Genomic DNA, 20,804 nt, shown 5'->3' with positions numbered 1-20,804 from the left:
GGACTCCTATGATCAGGTCCGCAAGCCTAGAATGGTGTCGAACACGGTAGACGCCGTTTGAATGACCTTGGTATTAGCCTGATAGAACTGCTGGTAGCGAATCAGGTTGGCGGCCTCTTCATCGAGGTTCACCCCGGATTCAGACTGCTGTACGCCACGCAACTGCTCGGTCAGGCCGTTCTGCGCCTCGAGATTGACCTGTGTGATGTTGGTGCGATTACCCACATCACTGACCATCGACGCATAGGCCTCATTCACGCTTGCTGAGCCCCCGACCAGTTCACTGCGCTGCAGATCCTGCAGGGCAAGCGCATTGCGGTTATCACCCGACCCAGCCCCATTGATGTCCAGGCTCAGGGTCTGTCCATCCTCTAGCGCACCGAGGGTCAGCGTCACGCCATCAACGGTAATCTCGTCACCCGACTGCACGCTGAAGGTTTGATCGGCACCGGTATCGTCAGTGGCCACGATATCGAAGTTGCCACCCCCGGTATCGCTGACGCTTAGCGACCAGGGGGCATCCCCTGAAGCAAGGGCGTTACCAGGCTCGGCCTTGAAAGAGGTAATCGCCTCGGTATCGCCGTGAACCAGGCTGCCCGCGGCGATCTTGTCCAGATCACTGATGGCGGTCTGCATATCGCGGCCCGCACGGCGCACCGGCTGCACCTCAAAACGATCGCCTTGATCAAGCGATCCCCCATCGAACGCGATCACGACACCGCCAAACGTCAACTCATCAGAGCCATTGAAGGTGAAGTCACTGCCTGCCGCGAGTTCCTCGCCGGAATCCCGGCGCGTGATGGTGAAATCGCTGGCCGTGGTAGGAGACGAGGTCTCCACGCGAATTTCATAATCGGTGGCACGCAGGTTGTCGATATCATCAAAGGACGCCGAGGCGATCTCTGCCGTGCCCTCATTATCACTATGGGCATAGGCACGTGGCGCGCCGATGCTGAAGAATGCCTCGCCGGCATTGCCGTCGAGATCGACACCGGCAGCATGCTGTTCATTGAAACCCGTCGCCATAGACACGGCGATCTGGCCGATTTGGTTCTGTGTCTTGTCCAAGGTTTCGCTACGAAAGTTCATCAAGCCACCCAGGCTACCACCACTAATCCGATCTTCACTGAACTCGATCAGATTGCCGCCGGAATCCTTATATCCCACCACGGTGCGCTGAGGGTCAGCGTTTGAGTCGATGGCCTGCAGCTGGAAGTTCTTGGTACCCGCTACCAGCGGCTGGCCGTTGGAGAGCGTTACGTTGTAGGTGCTGCCGTCCTGAATATTGAGCTCAATATTCAGTCGACCGCTAAGATCATTCACCAACTTGTCTCGCTGATTCAGCAAGCTGTTGGGCGCTTCACCATTCTTGGCTTCGGCGAGCACGATCTCGCGATTGAGGGTGGCAAGCTGCTTGGAGGTGTTATTGATCTGGGTGACTTCATCGCCGATCTGAGCGTTGATGCCCTTTTGCATATCCTGAAGATAGGTATCAAAAGAGCGCACCTGAGCACTCAGAGTGTCGGCGTTGCCGAGCACTCCCTGACGCGCGGCCGGATCAGAAGGGGCGCCGGCAAGATCACTCACAGAGGAGAAAAAGTCCTGCACCAGGGGCGAAAGACCCGCGCCGTCATCGGCCAGTAGATTATCGATCTGGGTGATCTGGGTCTGATAGGCCTCAAGCGCGGTCGAGGTGCTGGTCGCATCGTTAAGCTGATCGGCCACATAACGATCGAACTGGCGCTGAATATCGTCGACGTCGACGCCGCCAGAGGCGTTGCCCTCGGAAAGGATCGTCAGCTCCCGGTTGTAGCCCGGCGTATAGACATTGCTGATGTTATTACTGGTCGTATTCAGGGCATTCTGCGCGGCATTCAGGCCGCTAAGGCCGATCGAAAACATGCTCATGACGGGGATCCTTTACATCAATAACCAACATATCGGCCAAGGGACCAGAGACTTGATAGCGGTGATGCGCAATATCAAAGCGCGGGGCAATCGCGCTAGCGTTCATTACCAGACCCCGCTGCTACAGCGCGCTGACCAGGGGACGCCAGAGGGCCCAGGGTATCCATGACCGCAATCAACTTATCGGCATAGCGAGGATCAGTGGCATAGCCGCCTTCCTGCAGTGCCTGGGCAGCTTGAGCGGCATTCGGGGCGGTCAATACACCCGCATAACGCGGATTGTCACCAATCAGGCGCGCATAATCGGTGAAAGCGGCCTCATAGGAATCGTATACCCGGAAATGGTCGTTGATCGCCACACGCTTGCCATCGAGCACTTCATGCGTCCTCACATTCGTCGTCTCACCCTGCCAACCACTTCCCGCCTTGATACCGAAAAGGTTGTGGCTATTTTCGCCTGTTGCCGTCGGGATCGAATAACGCCCCCACCCGGTTTCAAGGGCCGCCTGGGAGAGAATCAACTCGGCTGGCACCCCGGTCGCACGACTAGCCCGCTGGGCAGGTTCCTGAAGCTCGGCACGGAATGCCTCCACATGCGACAGGCGAGACGGCTCACGACGCTGTTCCAGCGGATTATTAACCTTCTCCTGTGCACGCTCTGGCAACGCCTCAGCGGGCAGCCTGGCGTCCAGGGCATCCAGGAAGCTCTGCGGCATTGCGCTGCGTTCGGCACCCGCCATGCTCGCCGAGTGCTGAGCGGGCTCTTTGGCCACCAAGGGCTGAGGTTCGCCTCGCGGAATCCCGGAAATCAGGCTATCGCTGCGCGCCTCCACGCGACGCCCCTGAGTACCACCCAATTGCTCGACCAGCATTTCAGCAAGCCCCATGCCCTGTCCGGCAAGGTGCTGTGACCACTGCTGATCGAGCATGGAGGTAAACATCTCGGTTTGCTTGCTGTTCAAGAGATCGCCCTTAGGAATGGCATCGCGCATACTGGTCATCATCTTTTGCAGGAACATCGCCTCGAACTGCTTGGCGGCTGCCTGTTTGCCAGCATTCTCGTCTACCCGCGCCGTGTGCTTGAGGCGCTGCAGGCCTTGCATGTCGAGGGCAAACCGACCGCCCAGATCGTCAATCGCCATCAGATGATCTCCAGTTCGGCGCGCAGGGAGCCGGCCGCCTTCAGGGCCTGAAGGATAGACATCAGATCCTGTGGCGTTGCCCCCAACGAATTCAGGGCATCCACGACCTCCGTAAGATCCGCTCCCTCGACGACACGCAGATAGGCTTCCTGCTGCTGGATACCAATATCCGTATCCGGTACCACCGCGGTCTGGCCGCCTTCACTAAAGGCGTTTGGCTGGCTGACCTGGAAGTCGGTATCAATGATGATCGACAGACTGCCATGGGCTACCGCCGCCTGGCGCAACGTGACACGGCTATTCATGACGACCGAGCCAGTCCGTGCATTGAGTATCACCTTGGCGGCTGCTTCGCGCGGGCTGATATCGATGTTTTCCACCCGCGCCATGAAACTGACGCGCGCATTATCGTTGTAGGGCCCCTGCAACTGAATGACGCGTCCGTTGAGAGCGGCAGCCACCGGACGACCAAACTCCCTGTTAATCGCCGAAACCGCTCGCTGCGCGGTGCCAAAGTCCGTTTGCTTGAGCAACAACTCCAGCATACCGCCTTGGCGGCCAAGCTCGAGCGGCACCTGCCTCTCGACGGTCGCCCCGCCGGTGATGCGACCCGCGGCCTGCTGGTTGATCTGTACACTGCTGCCCCCGGCTTGCGCACCCGCTCCGGAGACTAGCAAGTTGCCCTGCGCCATGGCATAGGTCTGCCCATCAGCGCCCTTCAGGGGTGTCATCAAGAGCGTGCCACCCCGCAGGCTCTGCGCATTACCGACCGAAGACACCACGATATCCAGCTGCTGACCCGGGCGTGCGAAGGCCGGCAAATTGGCGGTGACCATGACGGCCGCCACATTGCGCAACTGCAGGTTCGTCCCCTGGGGCACCGTGATGCCCAACTGCGACAGCATGTTCGTCAGGCTCTGGCTGGTGAACGGTGCCTGAGTCGTCTGATCGCCGGAGCCATCCAGGCCCACGACCAACCCGTAACCCACGAGAGCGTTATCCCGCACGCCGGCAAAATCAGCCAGTTCCCGCAGCTGCTCGCCACGAGCAGAGAGCGACCACAGCAAAAGCAGGGCGAGCATCAGGCCTTGCCGGAGACTAAAAAACTCTCGAGAAACGAAAAATGCGCGCATCATTCAGACCTTGGCCAAGGAGACCGGATAACCATTAGAAGGGCGAAATATTGAGGAAAAAGCGTTGCAGCCAACCCATATGCTGCGCCTCATTGATATAGCCATCGCCCACATACTCGATTCGCGCATCAGCGACCTGCGTCGACGGCACGGTATTCTGGCCGGTGATGGTGCGAGGGTTGACCACACCGGAGAAGCGAATGAACTCGGTTCCCTGGTTGATGGCGATCTGCTTCTCCCCCCTCACCCGCAAGTTGCCGTTGGACATGACGTCAAGCACCGATACGGTGATGGTCCCGGTGAAGGTATTGTTGGCCTCGGAGCCACCGCCACCGGAAAAATCGCTGTTCCCGGAAATATCGAACCCATACTCGGCCAACTGCTCAAGTGCATCGGGGACAGTATCGACGGTCAGGCCCGCGGAACCGGAACGATCGGCACTACTTTGTGAACTCTTGCTGGCATTGACTTCTTCATCGAGCACAATGGTCAGAATGTCACCAACCGCACGCGGCCTGCGATCTTCAAAAAGCGGCTGATAGGCGTATCCCGCATCACTCTGGTAGATAGAGCCATTGGGCGCCGGAGGACGCGGCTCGGCGATGTTAATCTGTTCCTGCTCGCCGACGACGGAGGCTCGTGGTAGCTGAGCACAGCCGGACACCAGCAGACACAGCAACCCCGCAAGCACCCCATGCCGAACCGGCATACACCCCTTTAGCATCGTGACCGCCCCTTGGTTACAGCTGCGCCAGCCGGCTCAGCATTTCATCGGAGGTCGAGACCGCCTTGCTGTTGATTTCATAGGCCCGCTGGGTCTGAATCATGCTGACCATTTCTTCAACCACATTGACGTTGGAGGTTTCCACGTAGCCTTGATAGATCGTGCCCAGACCATTGGCACCGGGAATGTTCTCGTTACGCGGCCCAGAGGATGCCGTCTCGAGATACTGGTTTTCGCCGATGCTTTCCAGACCCGCGGGATTGACGAAACTGGATAGCGTCAGCTGACCTATTTCACGGTTGCCTGCCACACCCGGTTCGGTAATCGAGACAATACCGTCCTGACCGATGCTAACGGATAGCGCATTGTCTGGAACGACGATCGCAGGCTCGACGGGATAACCGCTCGAGGTCACCATCTGGCCATTGGCATCGAGCTGAAAGCTGCCATCGCGGGTATATGCCGTACTGCCGTCGGGACGAAGCACGTTGAAAAACCCATTGCCATTGATGGCCAGGTCACGGGAGTTCTCGGTCTGTTCCAGCCCGCCCTGGCTATGCAACCGCTCATTGGCAACGGGACGCACACCGCTACCCACCTGCATGCCAGAGGGCAAGGCGTTCTGGGCATCGTTCTGGGCGCCCGGCTGACGCAGGTTCTGGTACATGAGGTCTTCGAACACGGCGCGGGATTTCTTGAAGCCGTTGGTGCTGACGTTAGCCAGGTTGTTCGAGATGACGTCCATCTGGACCTGTTGCGCCTCGAGCCCTGTCTTGGCGGTCCACAACGATCGAATCATGGTGTTCTCTCCTGAAATATTTCGCTATCTACTGACGCGGCTATCAACTGAGTGACTATCAACTGAGCGACAGTAGACTCGTGGCTCGCTGGGCATTCTCGTCGGCGCTGCTGATGACTTTCATCTGCATTTCAAAACGACGCGCTGTGTCGATCATCGACACCATCGACTCGATGGCGCTGACGTTACTGCCTTCCAATGCACCGGAGGCAACGCGGACAGCCTCGTCGCGCCCCAGTACTTGCGGCTGACCGGGAGGTCCGGAACGAAAGAGGCCATCTTCGCCACGCGTCATGCCAGCCTCACCGGGAGTCACGAGCTTCAGGCGGGCGACATTGACGATGGCATCGGGACCTTGGCCGGCGCCGATGGCACTGATTGTGCCATCGGCGCCCACCGCCAGTTTGGCTTCCATCGGTACCGCAATGGGACCGCCATCGCCGAGTACCGGGCGTCCTCCACTGGTCAGCACGCCATTGCCATCCACCTGCAAATCACCCCGCCGGGTATAGGCCTCATTGCCACCGGCATCCTGCACGGCAAGCCAGCCATTACCATGCATGGCCACGTCGAGATCACGCCCGGTAGCGTTGATCGGCCCAGGGCTAAAATCAGAGCCCGGCGTACTCGCGGCTACCGAGGCGCGCGTGTCGAGAACACCATCGCCCTGAACCGGCACCGCGCGCATGGCGTGAAGCTGGGCGCGAAAACCCGACGTCGAGGCATTGGCCAGGTTATTGCTGACCACCGCCTGCTGCTGAAGACTCTGGCTGGCACCGCTCATGGCGGTATAAAGCATGCGATCCATTATCGGCTTCCCCTCATCCGTTAACGCAGGTTAACGGCACTCTGCAGAATCTCATCTTCGACCTTGATGGTCTGAGAATTGGCCTGGTACGCGCGCTGAGCAACGATCATGTCGACCAGCTCGGAAGCCATATCAACGTTGGAAGTCTCGACCGCCCCCGCCGTAATACCTCCCAAAACTCCAGTACCCGGCGCCCCCACCAGTTCACCACCAGAGGCAGCCGTTTCAGTCCAGGCGTTGTCACCAGCGGACTTCAGACCTTCAGGGTTACGGAAGTTGGCCAGTGCGATTTGCCCTGCCGACTGAGACTGTTCGTTGGAAAAATTACGGGTGATGTTGCCATCATCCTCGATTTCGATACCCACCAGCGTGCCCGCCGTGTAACCATTCTGGGTCAGGGAACTGGCGGTCGAGTCATTGGAAAACTGAGTCGTACCGGCGAGTCTGAATTCCGTATTCAGATTCTCGGCCTCACCACCCAGTTGGTCCTGTGTGAAGGTGAAGTCCGTCGCATTATTAGTGCCGCCGGCTGACGCGGGCGTTACGTTTGTCAAAGCGCCACTACTATTGAACTGCAGAGTAAACTGGTTGTCGTCGGTACCTGCAGTCGTCGAGTCATTAATACGACCATCGAGGGCTACATTACCCTGCCATTCGTTCACCCCGGTCTTCTGGTAATAGACCGTCACATTGCGAGCCGTACCCAGTGAGTCGAACGTCGTGAAACTATTAGAATAGTGATAATTAATGGGCTGGGTACCACCTGCATCGTTTTCGACCGTCGCGGTCTCCAACGGGGTGGGATTTGCGCTACCAGAATCGACGATGCTGGCATCCAGGTTATAGACGGCATTGATTTCATTGGTCGCCTGAGCGGGCATGGCCGCTGAAGGCACACGCAGTACTTCAGGCTGGCCGCCTGCCACGACTTCCGAGAAAGGATTATTGGCGTCGTTCAACCCGTACCCCATCAACCGCGCGCCCTGCGCGTTGGTGAGATAGCCTTCGGCATCCATGGTCAGCTGGCCGTTACGCGAATAGACGGTCTCGCCGTTCTGCTGCATGCGGAAAAACCCTTCACCGCTGACCGCCAGATCCAGCTCACGATTGGTGGCTTCCAGGTTACCTTCACTAAAGTTCTGCAAAACTGAGGAGACTTGGGTGCCGAGACCCACGTCGGCATTGGCGAAGACATCCGCGAACAGGGTGTTGGATGCCTTGAAACCGACAGTCTGGGAGTTGGCGATGTTATTGCCCAGGGTGTCGAGGTTGGCCTTGGCCGCGTTAAGGCCGCTCAACGCTTGTGAAAAGCCCATGATTCATTTCCTTTATGCGATGTGAAAATGCGTTGTGAGAGACGGGTACTTATTCAAACTCATTCAAACTCAATAGAGCTGATGGGGACTGAATAAAGCGAGTTCCAGATTGAATAGAACCGACTCAGCCCCGGTTGGCTCAGAGAATCTGCTTGACGTCATTCATGCCGATCTGTCCATAGACGGCACCGAGGTCGAGCAGAACACTACCGTTTTGCTGAGGCGTCACCGCCCCCACCTGTGCATAGTTGAGAGACTGGAAATCGATGGGCTTTTCATCTCGCGTAGCTTGCATGGACACGGTGTAGGCACCGTCCGGGGCCTGCTCACCCGAGGTCAACTGACCATCCCAGCTGAACGAAGATACCCCTGCGCTGACAGGGCCTGCATCGTACTGATTGACTACCTGGCCGGCGCCATTGGTGATGGTGACGCGCACGTTATCTGCCGGCTGGTCCAGCTCAATGCCGAACGGTGTTGTGCTAACATCGCCATCCACCTGACTCGCCAGCACCTTATTGCCTGGCACCATCACCCCCGAACCCACCAGGCCCGCCGCCTCGAGCGCTTGCCCCTGGTTGATCTGATCGGTGATAGAGGAAAGCGTCGAGTTGAGCTTCTCGATGCCGCTGACGGTATTGATTTGCGCCAGCTGCGAGGTCATCTCGGCGTTTTCCATGGGGTTCATGGGATCCTGGTTCTTCAATTGCGTGACCAGCAGGGTCATGAACTGGTCATTCATTTCGCCAGACTGGGTATTCGCCGCCTTGCCGGTTTGTCCAATGGTGCCGTTGATACCACTCAAGACACTGGAATCGATGCCGCTAGCCATGTAATCAGTTCTCCCCAAGCGTCAGCGTTTTGGTCATCAGCTGTTTGCTGGTATTCATCACTTCGATATTTGCCTGGTAAGAGCGTGATGCCGAGATCATGTTGACCATCTCACTGGTCGGATCCACGTTGGGCATCGTCACATAGCCATCGTCATCCGCCAGCGCATGCTCCGGGCGATATTCCATGCGCATTGGCGACGGGTCATCAGCGACACGGGATACGCGTACGCCTCCGACTTCCGAACCACCCTGCTGTTGGGCTTCGAACCAGACCTGTTTAGCGCGATATGCCTCACCGTCAGGCCCCGCCACGCTATCGGCGTTGGCAAGGTTGCTGGCGGTCACGTTCATCCGCTGCGCCTGCGCGCTCATGGCGGAGGCGGATATATCAAAGATCGAGAACATCGACATGCTAAGCTCACTCCTTAGGCTCGGGGCAGACCATCAACTAGCGGGTCATTCCGGTTGCATGGCTGACTTGAGGCCCTGAATGCGGCTATTAAGCATCGTCAGGGAGGCTTGGTAACGGACAGCGTTATCGGCGAACTCCGCCCGCTCACGATCCATATCGACCGTATTGCCATCCAGACTTGGCTGGGCCGGCACGCGATACATGAGGTCATGCACCTTGCTACCAGAGCCGCCATGGCCCGCTATGTGGCCCGAGGCTGTCGTCGCCAGAGAAAGACCGCCCTGCCCTGCTGAGCCGCGGTCCATGGCGCGCGACAGCTCCTGGGAAAAATCAAAATCGCGGGCCTTGTAATTAGGCGTATCGGCATTGGCTACGTTGCTTGCCAAGACCTCATGACGTTGCTGGCGAAGACTGAGGACTTCTTGCTGGAAGTTCAGCGCCGCTCCAAGCTTATCGATCATTCGAGCACCCATAGTCGCGAAATGGGGAAATGTTGAGAGTGAAGAATAGCCATGCAGCCGTCATCTCAAAGGATCAAACAGACCCGCATTTCACACCCAATTCCGTTATTGACCTGCGAGGCAGCCGAGTAGAATTGTCAAGGAACCGACACCCCGCCTCCTTGAGTCAGTGAATGTCATGCCTATAGCGCCCCGCACACCAGTTACTCCTTCAGGAGCCCGCTACGCGAGCAACACGTCCCTGGTTCGTGGCAACAGCCTTCGCTACTTACTGTCACTGTGCTTAATGGTGTGGTCCGCCATGGTCACGGCGCCGACTGTTGCTCAGGATCTGGCGCTGGTAGACGCGGTTGAGCGTTTTTTACTGGAGCAGGCGCCCAGTGATGCTCAGAACGTCAGCGTCGAGGTATTTCCGCCCTCAGCACAATTTGGTGACTGCCTGTCACCGCGGCCTTTCCTGCGTAACGGACACCAGCGCCAGTGGGGGCGAGTGTCGGTAGGAGTGGAGTGCGCAGGGTCCCAGGACCGCTACCTTCAGGCCGAGGTAAATGCGATCGGCACCTACGTCACGGCTGCAGAGCGGATTGAGGCCAATACCGTCATCGACCAAGGCATGCTGACCATGCGCGAGGGAAACCTGGATCGCCTTCCTTCAAGCACGATTCGAAAGTCCAGTGAGGCGGTGGGCATGCTTGCCCGACGCACGATTACGGCGGGGTCGACGCTGCGAGAACATCAACTGCGCACCATCCCATTGGTAGAGCGTCGTCAGACGGTGTCGGTCGAGGCGCAGGGCACAGGATTTCGCGTTTCTCGAGAGGGCGAAGCATTGGAAGATGGTGGTCTTGGCGAAGATGTTAGAATTCGACTATCACGGCGTGAGATCATCACTGGCCGTGTCGTTGGCGCCGGTCGCGTCGCCATCGATTTCTAAGGCCGCCTTCTGCACTATCAGAAAATGCCTTCTACGATTAAAGATACCGCCCAACTGGCCGATACCTTGGGCAAGCACCACTGACGAGGCCGCTCCCTTGAAAATCGACAGCTCACAATCTTTGATCCGACTCCAATCGTCGGATCAGCCCACATCAGCCAAAACCGCACCTGCTGGCAACGCGCAGACATCGGCAGCACCGAATTCTGCCTCGGTTGCTCACCTGAACCAGGGCAATCAGAACGCCAGCGGTGACATTGATACGGCGCGTGTTGAGGAACTACGACTCGCCATCAGCGAGGGTCGCATGGAAATCGACGCCAATAAGATCGCCGACGGACTCATCGCCAGCGTACAAGATATTCTGGACGGCGAATCTTCATGAGCCTGGGAGCATCCCTTGAGCGCCAGCGGCAACGAATCGCGTCGCTGGAAACGCTCTTGAACCATGAAAGGCAAGCGCTCTTCGAAGGACGCGTCGATGGCGAACTGCTTAACCGCATTGCCGCCGATAAGCAGGAGATGCTGGCTCAAATCGAGCGCTTCGAGACGCAGCGCAGCCAGGTACAGCAACGCCTTGGCTATGAGGCAGGTCTTGCTGGAGCCTCCAAGGCCGCCGCCGATGCCGACTGCCTGGCTATCTGGCAGGCACTGCTCGAGGACGCCCAACGCACGGCACGCCTCAATGCCATGAATGGTGACATGATCCGCCAGCGCCTCGAACAGAATCAGCGCATGCTCAATGCGCTCCGTGAAGCCTCCGGCAACAGCCTCTATGGACCTGACGGTCAGGCTAAACCCCGCCGCAGCCAGCTTTCTTCACGCGCCTGATACTCTAAAGCTCCAGCCTTCCCTGCCCCCTGCTTGGTTTTACATCAATCGGGGCAACAATACTGTCTTCGCTCCTCGCATTGGATCTAATTCGCTGCTGACCCTCAAAGCATCGTCAATCGCTGATATAACAGGCTATGCTGACAGGACACTCACGGATCGAGTGTTCGCTTAATGCCAGGGAGGCTTCAGATGCCTAATCGCATGTGGCGCTTATCACTTCTGCTTTGCCTACTATGGCTGGCAGCACCTATATCTGCGGCAGGTGACTGTCCGAACTGGTCCACACAAGCCGCCGCAAGCGCCATTGAGTCACTTGGGGAACGACTTGCCGAGTGGAATGATGCGTATTACCGCCAGGGTATACGCCTGGTCGATGATGCCACCTATGATCAGGCTCGCCGGCACTACCGCGAATGGCAGTCCTGCTTCGACATTCGCGCCCCCTCAGCACTGCCCACCCCTACCGACAGCTCGACCATTCGACACCCCTTCCCCCTGACGGGACTCAACAAGCTCGAGGACGAAAACGCGCTGCGTGACTGGATGTCTCTGCGCGGCGAACAGTCTCTATGGGTTCAACCCAAGGTCGACGGTGTTGCCGTCACACTGGTCTATGAGGCCGGCAAGCTCACTCGGGTGGTCAGCCGTGGCAATGACATCAGTGGGCAGAATTGGCGGGGCAAGGCGGCCTCCATCCCGAGCATCCCACAACGACTCCCCTCGCCAACCAAGGGACTCGTCAGCCTGCAAGGCGAGCTCTATCTTCGCCTCGACAATCATGTGCAGGCCGAATCCGGCAGCGCTGGCGCCCGCAGCCAAATCGCGGGCCTGATGGCACGCCATGACCTGAGTCCCGAGGCCGGCGCGAAAATAGGACTCTTTATCTGGGGTTGGCCGGATGGCCCCGAGGAAATGGAAGCACGGCTACACCAACTCGACGCCTGGGGCTTCTCAGATAGCCAGCGTTTCAGCGAGAGCATCGACACAGCCGCGGACGTCGCCAAAGCCAGGCAGCGCTGGTATCGCAAGCCCGCCCCCTTCGCCACCGACGGCGTGGTGATTCGTCAGTCGCATCGCTTGGCTGCCGGGGCATCGTCCATCGAGCCACCCACCACACCACCTGACTGGGCTGTCGCCTGGAAACACCCCTCACGCAGCGCTCATGCACTGGTAACCGAGATCGAGTTCTCTATCGGGCGTACCGGGCGCATCACACCGCTTCTCATCCTTAAGCCCGTCGAGCTGGACGACCGACAAGTCAGTCGTGTAAGCCTCGGCTCCCTGGAGACCTGGCAAGCCGCCGACATACGCCCGGGAGATCAAGTCATCGTCCACCTGGCCGGCGGCATCATTCCTCAATTCGAGCGAATGCTAGTGCGCATTCAGCCACGTCCTCCCGTGTCGCCCCCGAACCCAAGAGACTACAACGCCCTGAGCTGTCTCAGGCTAAGTGACAGATGCCATGAGCAATTCCTGGCCAGACTGACGTGGCTATCCAGCGATAAGGGACTCGACATGGCCGGTATCGGCGAGGGCAGTTGGGAAACGCTACTGGATGCCGGCCTGATTCAAGGCCTCAGCGACTGGCAGGAACTCGACAAGGAGCAGCTCCGCCAACTTCCGGGGGTAGGCAAAGCACGCGCTGCTCAGTGGCTGAATGCCTTTCATCCAACCGAGGACTGGCGGCTTGGCACTTGGCTCAAGGCCTTGGGCATGCCTCCCGCCGCTGACGACAGCCTGACATCAGGTATTGACCTCGCGACTCTACAAGCGCGAACGATAGGTGACTGGCAAACAGTCGATGGCATCGGCCCCGTGACTGCGCAAGCACTCCACGACTTCTTTCACCATCCAGAGATTCAGCGCCTGCTGACAGGCCTAGGCGTCACAAGAATCGATGCCGGCAACATCGCTGAAGTGATGCGTACGGGGCATCGGTCGCCGACAGCCATGCAGGCAAGCGCAAGCGAATGGGCAGAAGACATACAGCAGCTCGGTCAATGAAAATCGGACACAAGAAAACCGCACCCCGGATCAGGCACTGGATAGACAATCGGATACAGGAGGAAAAAACAGGAAGGAGATTGGCACTAGCGACAGTCAATAAACATATTGGCTCCCCGAACAGGACTCGAACCTGTGACCCAATGATTAACAGTCATTTGCTCTACCAACTGAGCTATCGGGGAACAACGATGTACCTACTGCTATGTGCTTGCCGCGCGATACGTGGCCGTATTGGGCAAACATGACGTTTTACGTCATTGATCGATCAGGGTAGGGATGGCTCCCCGAACAGGACTCGAACCTGTGACCCAATGATTAACAGTCATTTGCTCTACCAACTGAGCTATCGGGGAATGACCCTATCGATCGTGATGTTCCGTGTGGCTCCCCGAACAGGACTCGAACCTGTGACCCAATGATTAACAGTCATTTGCTCTACCAACTGAGCTATCGGGGAATGACCGGAACACGCGACGTAGTATAAGGATTGATGGCACAAGGTCAAGACCAGCCTGCAAATTCTCGCCAGAACCCATGGTGAATCAATTACCTGACGTCATCACTGACACTATCATGAGGGAGTGGCGGCGAATCATGGCCGGGAGGTCTTCCCCGCTCCAGACCCATTAGCAGGCAATCAGCCCCTCAAACAAAACAGGCCCGCATCTTGGATGCGGGCCTGTTAGCTTGATTCTGGTGGCTACGCCCTGATTCGAACAGGGGACCCCATCATTATGAGTGATGTGCTCTAACCAGCTGAGCTACGTAGCCACGCTGCCACTGAACGACTTAGCGCTCGGCAACGGGGGCATATTATGCACACCCCCGATGAAGCTGGCAAGCCTTGCGTGACAGAGAACGGGGTTAAATCTCCAGTTCATGCTTCACAGCAGTGATACCGGGCTCACCCTCAACGGTGGTGACGCCTTCGAGCCAGCCCTCGAGCACTTCCGGGTTCGCCTGTAGATAAGCGCGCGCTGCATCACTCGGACGCTCCCCGTCATCCATGATGGTGCTCATCAACTGGTTTTCCATCTCGAGGGTAAAGGTCAGATTGTTGAGGAGCGTCCCCACATTGGCGCACTCTTGAGCAAAGTCAGCACGCGTATTGGTATAGACGGTGGCGCCCCCCAGGTTAGGACCGAAATAATCATCGGCCCCTTCCAGGTAGGCGATGTCGAAGTTGGTGTTCATCGGATGCGGCTCCCAACCCAAGAACACCATCCACTCATCACGACTGGAACGCGAGCGCAACTCAGCCAGCATGCCTGCCTCACTGGAATCGATCAGCTCCCACTCGCCAAGACCAAAGGCCTCGTCATCAATCATGTCCTGAATCAGCATGTTGCCGTCATTACCGGCTTCAATACCGTAGATCTCACTGTCGAACTTCTCAGCATGCTCGACCAGGTCGGCAACGCTGGTGATGCCAGCGTCATAAACATACTGCGGCACCGCCAGCGTGTACTTAGCGCCCTCAAGGTTCGCTGCCAGGCGATCCACGGTGCCCTGCTCAACGTAGGGGTCGCTGATCGATGCCATGGATGGCATCCAGTTACCCAGAAATACATCGAAGTCGCCGTTCTTCATGCCGGAATAGGCAATCGGCACCGACACCGTATCGATACGAGTGTCGTAGCCCAGCGCCTCAAGCACCTCAGTGGTCAAAGCGGTCGTCGCGGTAATATCGGTCCAGCCAACTTCGGCGAAACGCACGTTCTGGCACGATTCTGGAACCGCTGCCTGACCCTGGGTCGCGGCCAGGGTCAGCACGCCGGCACTCAGGGCCATCATGGACATCTTGAGCGTAGGAATCGTCTTGGTCATGGGGGCGAACCTCTTGTTGATCTTCGACATGGAGTGACCCGTACATGCAATAGCGGGTGAGACAACCCCTGCAACCGCAAGCCAGCTACTCCGGATAATAGGGCCAGTTGGCCAACATCTTTTTGTTGATTGAACGTTCAATAAAAAAGATGCATACTTAACACCATAGAACATTTGCCTTCTCCTGCCCACCTGGCACGAGGAAGCCTCAGAACAGGAGTCGACACGGTGCCGAAAGTTGGAATGGAACCCATCCGCCGCCGTCAGCTGATCCAGGCCACCATGGAAGCGATTGACGAAGCGGGCCTGGCCGATGCCACTGTCGTGCGCATCGCACGGTTGGCCGGCGTATCGGCAGGCATCATCAGCCACTATTTCGGCGGCAAGGACGGGCTGCTGGAAGCGACCATGCGCCAGATTCTGAAAGACCTGGGCCAGGCGGTACATGAACGCCGCAAAGTCCTGCCCGAACATGCGCCTCGGGATCACATGCGGGCCATTATCGACGGCAACTTCGATCGCAGTCAGGTCAACAGAGCGGTGGTAAAGACCTGGCTGGCCTTCTGGGCCAGCAGCATGCACCAGCGATCGCTGCACCGGCTCCAGCATGTCAACGACCGCCGTCTATACTCCAATCTTTGCCACCAATTCCGTCAATGCTTGCCCAAGCAGCAAGCGCGTGAGGCCGCTGGCGGACTTGCGGCCATGATCGACGGACTCTGGCTACGCGGCGCCCTTGCGCCCGAAGGCCTCGACGTGGACCGCGCTTGCAAGCTGGCCTACGACTACCTGGACGAAAAACTCGCCCATAGCGCCGAGCACACTGCCCTGCGCAACGCCTAACGAACACTTCAAGGAGGTTCTCATGAAGACGCTTCCCCTTCAGCAACTCTATATCAACGGACAGCTGACCGACGCCACCTCTGGCGAAACCTTTACCGTCACCAACCCGGTTGACGGCTCGCACCTCGCCGACATCCAGCAGGCGTCTCAGGCTGACGTGGATGCCGCCGTGGCCGCGGCCCGCGAAGGACAGAAAGTGTGGGCGGCCATGAGCGGCATGGAGCGTTCACGCATCATGCTCAAGGCCGTGGCACTCCTGAGAGAGCGCAATGACGAACTGGCCGAGCTCGAAACTCGCAACACGGGCAAGCCGATCAGCGAGACCGCGGCGGTCGATATCGTCACCGGCGCCGACGCGCTCGAGTACTTCGCCGGTCTGGCGCCTACCGTCGAAGGCACACAGATCCCCTTGCGTGAAGATTCCTTCGTCTACACTCGTCGTGAGCCGCTGGGCGTGATCGGCTCGATTGGCGCCTGGAACTACCCGATCCAGATCGCCTGCTGGAAGGCGGCACCGGCCCTGGCGACCGGCAACGCTATCGTCTTCAAGCCCAGTGAAGTGACCCCGCTGACCACCCTGAAGCTTGCCGAAATCTTCACCGAAGCTGGCCTGCCAAATGGAGTCTTCAACGTGGTGCAGGGTGATGGCCGTGTCGGTCAGATGCTCACCGAGCACCCGGGCATCGACAAGGTCTCGTTCACCGGCGAAGCCGAGACCGGCAAGAAAGTCATGTCCGCCTCGGCTAGTTCGACCCTCAAGGACGTCACCATGGAGCTCGGCGGCAAATCACCGCTGATTGTCTTCGAGGATGCCGACCTTGATCGCGCCGCCGACGCCGCGATGATGGCCAACTTCTATTCCAGCGGGCAGGTCTGCACCAACGGTACGCGGGTATTCGTGCATTCAAGCGTCAAGGAAGCCTTCGAGGCCAAGCTCACCGAGCGTGTCGCCCGCATCAAGGCAGGAGACCCGCTGGACCCGACGGTCAACTTTGGCCCGCTGGTCAGCTTTGAGCACCAGGAAAAGGTCCTTGCCTACATTGCCCTCGGCAAGGAAGAAGGCGCGCGCCTGCTGGTCGGCGGCGACGCCTGGGATCAGGGAGAATACGCTAAAGGTGCCTGGGCAGCCCCGACCGTGTTCACCGACTGCACCGACGAGATGCGCATCGTGCGTGAGGAAATCTTCGGCCCGGTGATGTCGGTGCTTTCCTTCGAGGACGAGGACGAAGTGATCCGCCGCGCCAACGACACCGAGTACGGCTTGGCCGCAGGCGTCTTTACCGAGAACCTGAACCGCGCGCATCGCAACATCCACCGTCTCGAAGCGGGCATCTGCTGGGTCAACACCTGGGGCGACTCCCCATCCGAAATGCCGGTGGGCGGTTACAAGCAGTCCGGTGTGGGCCGCGAAAACGGCATCTCGACCCTGGCGCACTACACCCAGATCAAATCCGTACAGATCGAGATGGCGCCCTTCGAATCAGTCTTCTGATTTAAGTCTGACCTAGCTTCCGACGACGGCACGACCCTCGCCTGCCATGCCCCATTGGGCATGGCAAGGCGCCCTGCGTCTCATTAGCCGTTGTTGCCTCGCACCATCTCAGCATGACCTTCGTCACCCCTATTCACTGAATCAGGAGGGCTTGTCGATGACACAGGCTCAAGAGTTCGATTACATCATCGTTGGCGCCGGATCAGCCGGCAATGTGCTCGCCACCCGACTGACCGAAGACGCCGACGTCTCGGTACTGCTGCTCGAAGCCGGTGGCCGCGACCACCGTTTTGACTTCCGCACCCAGATGCCAGCGGCACTCGCCTATCCCCTGCAAGGCAAGCGCTACAACTGGGCCTTCGAGACCGACCCTGAACCGCACATGGACAACCGCCGCATGGAATGTGGCCGCGGCAAGGGCCTCGGCGGTTCTTCGCTGATCAACGGCATGTGCTATATCCGCGGCAACGCCCTGGACTACGACAACTGGGCCAAGGGTACCGGGCTTGAGGACTGGACCTATGCCGACTGTCTGCCCTACTTCCGTAAGGCCGAGACTCGTGACATCGGCCCTAACGACTATCACGGTGGTGACGGCCCGGTCTCGGTAACGACCCCGAAGCAAGACAACAACCCGCTTTACCAGGCCTTCATCGACGCAGGCGTCGAAGCTGGCTATCCACGCACTGAGGACGTCAACGGCTACCAGCAGGAAGGCTTCGGCCCGATGGACCGTTTCGTGACCCCCAACGGGCGTCGCGCCTCGACCGCCAGGGGTTACCTGGACACCGCCAAGCAGCGCGACAATCTGACCATCGTCACGCGTGCCACTTCCGACCGCATCCTCTTCGAAAGCAAGCGCGCCGTAGGCGTCAGCTACCTGCACAAGAATCAGGAAGTCGAGGTCCGCGCTCGCCGCGAGGTACTGGTCTGCTCGGGTGCCATCGCCTCGCCACAGCTCCTGCAGCGCTCCGGCGTCGGCAATGCCAAACTGCTCAAGCAGTTCGACATCCCGGTGGTTCATGACCTCAAGGGGGTGGGCGAGAACCTTCAGGATCACCTGGAGATGTACATCCAGTACGAGTGCAAGCAGCCGATCTCCCTGTACCCGGCCCTAAAGTGGTACAACCAGCCGAAGATCGGCCTGGAATGGATGCTCCAGGGCACCGGCATCGGCGCCAGCAACCAGTTCGAGGCGGCCGGCTTCATCCGCTCGAACGACGACGAGGAGTGGCCGAACCTGCAGTATCACTTCCTGCCGATCGCCATCAGCTACAACGGCAAGAGCGCCGTGCAAGCCCATGGCTTCCAGGCCCATGTCGGTTCGATGCGCTCGGACAGCCGCGGCCGCGTACAGCTGACCTCCCGCGACCCCAAGGCAGCGCCGAGCATCCTGTTCAACTACATGTCCACCGACAAGGACTGGCAGGAATTCCGCGATGCCATCCGCCTGACCCGTGAGATCATCGCTCAGCCGACCATGGATCCCTACCGCGGCCGCGAAATATCACCGGGCCCAGACGTCTCAAGCGATGCGGAGCTCGACGCCTTCGTGCGTGAGCATGCCGAGACCGCCTACCACCCTTGCGGTACCTGCCGCATGGGTGAGGGCGAGGACGCTGTGGTCGACGGCGCCGGCCGAGTGCACGGTCTCGAGGGCCTGCGAGTGGTAGACGCCTCACTGTTCCCGCTGATCCCCACCGGCAATCTCAATGCGCCGACGATCATGCTGGCCGAGAAGATCGCCGACAAGATCCGCGAGCGCGAGCCTCTGGCCCGCTCCGAGGCGCCCTACTACGTCGCCAAAGACGCACCGGCCCAGGCCGAGCCCAAGCGTCGCCAAAAGTAGTATCGTAGCGCGAACAGCCACAATGACTGGCTGACACAATGCCTTAATAGCCCCGACAGGTGAATCCTGCCGGGGCTATTTTTTAGCTATTTTTCATTAGCTTAGATCTGCCATTACAACAGCCATCAGAATAAATACTGACCAAGGAATTCTTCATCTCGCACTCTCGCCCTGAAAACAATTAGGTATCTAATACTCTATACATTAGATTTTTAATACTCTTATAGATTATAAAAACCACATCAAAGGAAAATTGACGCTACAACAAGCGAATGCCAGTATGAGTCCGAGCGTAAGAAAAAGTAACAAAACGTAAGTGCTCGCCACATCGTCGACCCAGTGGATGGAATTACGACGGTATCTCATCGCATTACAGCAAGGGTGATTAACATGAAGAAACTTCTCCTCTCCGCAAGCATTATGGCCCTCATGTCCACTCCGGCTCTGGCGGACAACAACGAAGTCTACATGGACCAAGTTGGCGGCTATAACCAGTTCTATTCAGACCAAAGTGGGGATGGCAACACCATTGGCTCTACCCACAATGCGGCTACCCAAGATGGTGTCGGCAACTACGCAGACCTGGATCAATATGGAACTCGCAACAGCATCGACCGATTCCTCCAGGATGGTAACCGTAACCAGGCAGACATTGATCAGGTCGGCTACGCCAACAAATCAGACACCTACCAGAATGGCAATAAAAACGAATCTAACGTCGAGCAGTATGTTGCCGGAAACCGCTCTAGCACTAAGCAAATTGGCGACGAAAACATGATCGATGCTAGCCAGGTAGGCTTGGTAAACTCGCTTCGTGCCAAACAACTCGGCGAAGAAAACACGCTGACCTCATCACAGAGTGGTGCTTTCAATAGCATCCGCTCACATCAGCACGGCGATAACAACCTGGCCCATCTCAGCCAGCAAGGTGCTTCAAACCACGCGCATGTAGTTCAGCACTAACCAAGCGCAGCAGCAATGCTAAAAGCGCTGCCGGGCATCCAACAGGATGCCCGGGTTTGTCTCAAGGGCCAATAAATGACGAACCCTGGCAAAAAATGGAACCGCAAGCGCACGGGAACGATACCAAAAGCACTCGTTGCTGGTTTCATCGCTCTCGGCATTGCCACCACTGTCATGGCGCAGCAGGTTTTCACCCAGCTCAACTGCCGAATTGTCATCGAGCGCGAAGGTGAAACCGTAAGGGCAATGAGCATCATCGAAGCGAACAGGCCGACTCGTGCCGACTATGTGCTTCGGACATTAAAGATCGATGCTGCCGGCTCGGGAACCAGCGAGCAATCCGGCTCTATTTCCCTGCTACCCGGCGAGTCAGCTGCCACTGCACAGACGACCCACCTCTTGGCTAAAACAGGATGGCTTGAATTTCATTTGCGCGTTACAGAGCGATTGACAGGAACCTCGTGTGAAGCCGAGGAAATCGTTAGCCCGATGTAGCATTGAATAAAGGTGCTACGCACT

General features: G+C 58.2%; 20 protein-coding genes and 4 tRNA genes. 9 read left to right on the top strand and 15 right to left on the bottom strand.

All coding sequences use genetic code 11. The features are described from left to right. Window positions 1–12: 12 nt before the first annotated feature. The 10 genes from flgK to flgB form a co-directional block, all read right to left on the bottom strand. Window positions 13–1,908 carry a flagellar hook-associated protein FlgK gene (gene flgK / locus ETC27_RS12080; RefSeq protein ID WP_136255260.1) on the bottom strand — a complete coding sequence of 632 codons (1,896 nt, stop codon included), beginning with the start codon at window positions 1,906–1,908 and terminating at the stop codon, window positions 13–15. 95 nt (window positions 1,909–2,003) lie between these two features. Beyond that, on the bottom strand, window positions 2,004–3,050 hold the full coding sequence (gene flgJ, locus ETC27_RS12075; protein ID WP_136255259.1) for a flagellar assembly peptidoglycan hydrolase FlgJ: 1,047 nt from the start codon (window positions 3,048–3,050) through the stop codon (window positions 2,004–2,006). After that, window positions 3,050–4,132 (bottom strand): flagellar basal body P-ring protein FlgI, encoded by a 1,083-nt coding sequence (locus ETC27_RS12070; protein ID WP_205742735.1) that lies wholly within the window; start codon window positions 4,130–4,132, stop codon window positions 3,050–3,052. The genes flgJ and ETC27_RS12070 overlap by 1 nt, the downstream gene beginning before the upstream one ends. Before the next feature lie 85 nt (window positions 4,133–4,217). Further along, window positions 4,218–4,907 (bottom strand): flagellar basal body L-ring protein FlgH, encoded by a 690-nt coding sequence (locus ETC27_RS12065; RefSeq protein ID WP_136255257.1) that lies wholly within the window; start codon window positions 4,905–4,907, stop codon window positions 4,218–4,220. Window positions 4,908–4,923: 16 nt separating this feature from the next. Beyond that, window positions 4,924–5,706, bottom strand: a complete 783-nt coding sequence (gene flgG, locus ETC27_RS12060) for a flagellar basal-body rod protein FlgG (RefSeq protein ID WP_136255256.1) — start codon at window positions 5,704–5,706, stop codon at window positions 4,924–4,926. A gap of 58 nt (window positions 5,707–5,764) precedes the next feature. Next, entirely contained in the window at window positions 5,765–6,514 is a 750-nt protein-coding gene (locus ETC27_RS12055; protein ID WP_136255255.1) for a flagellar basal body rod protein FlgF, read from the bottom strand. A gap of 20 nt (window positions 6,515–6,534) precedes the next feature. Then, a complete protein-coding gene (gene flgE / locus ETC27_RS12050; RefSeq protein ID WP_136255254.1) occupies window positions 6,535–7,830 on the bottom strand; it encodes a flagellar hook protein FlgE in 1,296 nt (431 codons plus the stop codon). Between the two features lie 139 nt (window positions 7,831–7,969). Next, window positions 7,970–8,662: a flagellar hook assembly protein FlgD gene (locus ETC27_RS12045; protein ID WP_136255253.1), complete on the bottom strand. Its 693-nt coding sequence runs from the start codon at window positions 8,660–8,662 to the stop codon at window positions 7,970–7,972. Between the two features lie 4 nt (window positions 8,663–8,666). Further along, window positions 8,667–9,074 (bottom strand): flagellar basal body rod protein FlgC, encoded by a 408-nt coding sequence (flgC, locus tag ETC27_RS12040; RefSeq protein WP_136255252.1) that lies wholly within the window; start codon window positions 9,072–9,074, stop codon window positions 8,667–8,669. Window positions 9,075–9,119: 45 nt separating this feature from the next. Next, window positions 9,120–9,536 carry a flagellar basal body rod protein FlgB gene (gene flgB, locus ETC27_RS12035; RefSeq protein WP_136255251.1) on the bottom strand — a complete coding sequence of 139 codons (417 nt, stop codon included), beginning with the start codon at window positions 9,534–9,536 and terminating at the stop codon, window positions 9,120–9,122. 301 nt (window positions 9,537–9,837) lie between these two features. Here flgB and flgA point away from each other — a divergent pair, with 301 nt between their 5' ends. The 4 genes from flgA to ligB all read left to right on the top strand — a co-directional run bounded on the left by flgA (window position 9,838) and on the right by ligB (window position 13,308). Further along, window positions 9,838–10,470 carry a flagellar basal body P-ring formation chaperone FlgA gene (gene flgA / locus ETC27_RS12030; protein ID WP_168709061.1) on the top strand — a complete coding sequence of 211 codons (633 nt, stop codon included), beginning with the start codon at window positions 9,838–9,840 and terminating at the stop codon, window positions 10,468–10,470. Between the two features lie 97 nt (window positions 10,471–10,567). Further along, a complete protein-coding gene (gene flgM, locus ETC27_RS17435) occupies window positions 10,568–10,855 on the top strand; it encodes a flagellar biosynthesis anti-sigma factor FlgM (RefSeq protein WP_205742734.1) in 288 nt (95 codons plus the stop codon). Then, window positions 10,852–11,301, top strand: coding sequence for a flagella synthesis protein FlgN (locus ETC27_RS12020; RefSeq protein WP_136255248.1), 450 nt, complete (start codon window positions 10,852–10,854; stop codon window positions 11,299–11,301). Before flgM ends, ETC27_RS12020 begins: the two co-directional genes overlap by 4 nt. A 192-nt stretch (window positions 11,302–11,493) precedes the next feature. Next, entirely contained in the window at window positions 11,494–13,308 is a 1,815-nt protein-coding gene (gene ligB, locus ETC27_RS12015) for an NAD-dependent DNA ligase LigB (RefSeq protein WP_168709060.1), read from the top strand. A gap of 109 nt (window positions 13,309–13,417) precedes the next feature. Here the strand turns inward: ligB and ETC27_RS12010 are convergent. The 5 genes from ETC27_RS12010 to ETC27_RS11990 all read right to left on the bottom strand — a co-directional run bounded on the left by ETC27_RS12010 (window position 13,418) and on the right by ETC27_RS11990 (window position 15,138). Further along, window positions 13,418–13,493: transfer RNA gene (locus tag ETC27_RS12010), tRNA-Asn, on the bottom strand. Between the two features lie 95 nt (window positions 13,494–13,588). Continuing rightward, window positions 13,589–13,664 (bottom strand) — tRNA-Asn (locus tag ETC27_RS12005). 28 nt (window positions 13,665–13,692) lie between these two features. After that, window positions 13,693–13,768 (bottom strand) — tRNA-Asn (locus ETC27_RS12000). Window positions 13,769–14,005: 237 nt separating this feature from the next. Then, window positions 14,006–14,082, bottom strand: a tRNA-Met gene (locus ETC27_RS11995). Window positions 14,083–14,175: 93 nt separating this feature from the next. Beyond that, the gene (locus ETC27_RS11990) at window positions 14,176–15,138 is read right to left on the bottom strand and encodes a choline ABC transporter substrate-binding protein (protein WP_439331808.1); all 963 of its coding nucleotides are present in this window, start codon (window positions 15,136–15,138) and stop codon (window positions 14,176–14,178) included. A 228-nt stretch (window positions 15,139–15,366) separates the two neighbouring features. On the opposite strand from ETC27_RS11990, the gene betI reads away from it, so the two are divergent. From betI to csgH, 5 genes are all read left to right on the top strand, one after another. Beyond that, window positions 15,367–15,981, top strand: coding sequence for a transcriptional regulator BetI (gene betI / locus ETC27_RS11985; RefSeq protein WP_205742733.1), 615 nt, complete (start codon window positions 15,367–15,369; stop codon window positions 15,979–15,981). Between the two features lie 22 nt (window positions 15,982–16,003). Continuing rightward, window positions 16,004–17,473 carry a betaine-aldehyde dehydrogenase gene (betB, locus tag ETC27_RS11980; protein WP_136255246.1) on the top strand — a complete coding sequence of 490 codons (1,470 nt, stop codon included), beginning with the start codon at window positions 16,004–16,006 and terminating at the stop codon, window positions 17,471–17,473. A gap of 157 nt (window positions 17,474–17,630) precedes the next feature. Further along, window positions 17,631–19,322, top strand: coding sequence for a choline dehydrogenase (betA, locus tag ETC27_RS11975; RefSeq protein ID WP_136255245.1), 1,692 nt, complete (start codon window positions 17,631–17,633; stop codon window positions 19,320–19,322). A 390-nt stretch (window positions 19,323–19,712) separates the two neighbouring features. Beyond that, complete coding sequence (locus ETC27_RS11970) at window positions 19,713–20,285, top strand: hypothetical protein (protein WP_136255244.1); 573 nt, start codon at window positions 19,713–19,715, stop codon at window positions 20,283–20,285. 75 nt (window positions 20,286–20,360) lie between these two features. After that, complete coding sequence (csgH, locus tag ETC27_RS11965) at window positions 20,361–20,780, top strand: curli-like amyloid fiber formation chaperone CsgH (RefSeq protein WP_136255243.1); 420 nt, start codon at window positions 20,361–20,363, stop codon at window positions 20,778–20,780. The last annotated feature ends 24 nt before the right edge of the window (window positions 20,781–20,804 follow it).

It is taken from the genome of Onishia niordana (assembly GCF_004798965.1).
GTDB lineage: Bacteria > Pseudomonadota > Gammaproteobacteria > Pseudomonadales > Halomonadaceae > Onishia > Onishia niordana.
Note: the sequence above shows the minus strand (reverse complement) of the source record. Positions and strands in the feature narration are given on the sequence as shown.

What these genes read in the sequence shown, in the direction of transcription:
- flgK (WP_136255260.1), bottom strand. Translation starts at nt 1,908, where the DNA reads ATGAGCATGTTTTCGATCGGCCTTAGCGGCCTGAATGCCGCGCAGAAT.
- flgJ (WP_136255259.1), bottom strand. Translation starts at nt 3,050, where the DNA reads ATGGCGATTGACGATCTGGGCGGTCGGTTTGCCCTCGACATGCAAGGC.
- ETC27_RS12070 (WP_205742735.1), bottom strand. Translation starts at nt 4,132, where the DNA reads ATGCTCGCCCTGCTTTTGCTGTGGTCGCTCTCTGCTCGTGGCGAGCAG.
- ETC27_RS12065 (WP_136255257.1), bottom strand. Translation starts at nt 4,907, where the DNA reads ATGCTAAAGGGGTGTATGCCGGTTCGGCATGGGGTGCTTGCGGGGTTG.
- flgG (WP_136255256.1), bottom strand. Translation starts at nt 5,706, where the DNA reads ATGATTCGATCGTTGTGGACCGCCAAGACAGGGCTCGAGGCGCAACAG.
- ETC27_RS12055 (WP_136255255.1), bottom strand. Translation starts at nt 6,514, where the DNA reads ATGGATCGCATGCTTTATACCGCCATGAGCGGTGCCAGCCAGAGTCTT.
- flgE (WP_136255254.1), bottom strand. Translation starts at nt 7,830, where the DNA reads ATGGGCTTTTCACAAGCGTTGAGCGGCCTTAACGCGGCCAAGGCCAAC.
- ETC27_RS12045 (WP_136255253.1), bottom strand. Translation starts at nt 8,662, where the DNA reads ATGGCTAGCGGCATCGATTCCAGTGTCTTGAGTGGTATCAACGGCACC.
- flgC (WP_136255252.1), bottom strand. Translation starts at nt 9,074, where the DNA reads ATGTCGATGTTCTCGATCTTTGATATATCCGCCTCCGCCATGAGCGCG.
- flgB (WP_136255251.1), bottom strand. Translation starts at nt 9,536, where the DNA reads ATGATCGATAAGCTTGGAGCGGCGCTGAACTTCCAGCAAGAAGTCCTC.
- flgA (WP_168709061.1), top strand. Translation starts at nt 9,838, where the DNA reads ATGGTCACGGCGCCGACTGTTGCTCAGGATCTGGCGCTGGTAGACGCG.
- ETC27_RS12020 (WP_136255248.1), top strand. Translation starts at nt 10,852, where the DNA reads ATGAGCCTGGGAGCATCCCTTGAGCGCCAGCGGCAACGAATCGCGTCG.
- ligB (WP_168709060.1), top strand. Translation starts at nt 11,494, where the DNA reads ATGCCTAATCGCATGTGGCGCTTATCACTTCTGCTTTGCCTACTATGG.
- ETC27_RS11990 (WP_439331808.1), bottom strand. Translation starts at nt 15,138, where the DNA reads ATGACCAAGACGATTCCTACGCTCAAGATGTCCATGATGGCCCTGAGT.
- betB (WP_136255246.1), top strand. Translation starts at nt 16,004, where the DNA reads ATGAAGACGCTTCCCCTTCAGCAACTCTATATCAACGGACAGCTGACC.
- betA (WP_136255245.1), top strand. Translation starts at nt 17,631, where the DNA reads ATGACACAGGCTCAAGAGTTCGATTACATCATCGTTGGCGCCGGATCA.
- ETC27_RS11970 (WP_136255244.1), top strand. Translation starts at nt 19,713, where the DNA reads ATGAAGAAACTTCTCCTCTCCGCAAGCATTATGGCCCTCATGTCCACT.
- csgH (WP_136255243.1), top strand. Translation starts at nt 20,361, where the DNA reads ATGACGAACCCTGGCAAAAAATGGAACCGCAAGCGCACGGGAACGATA.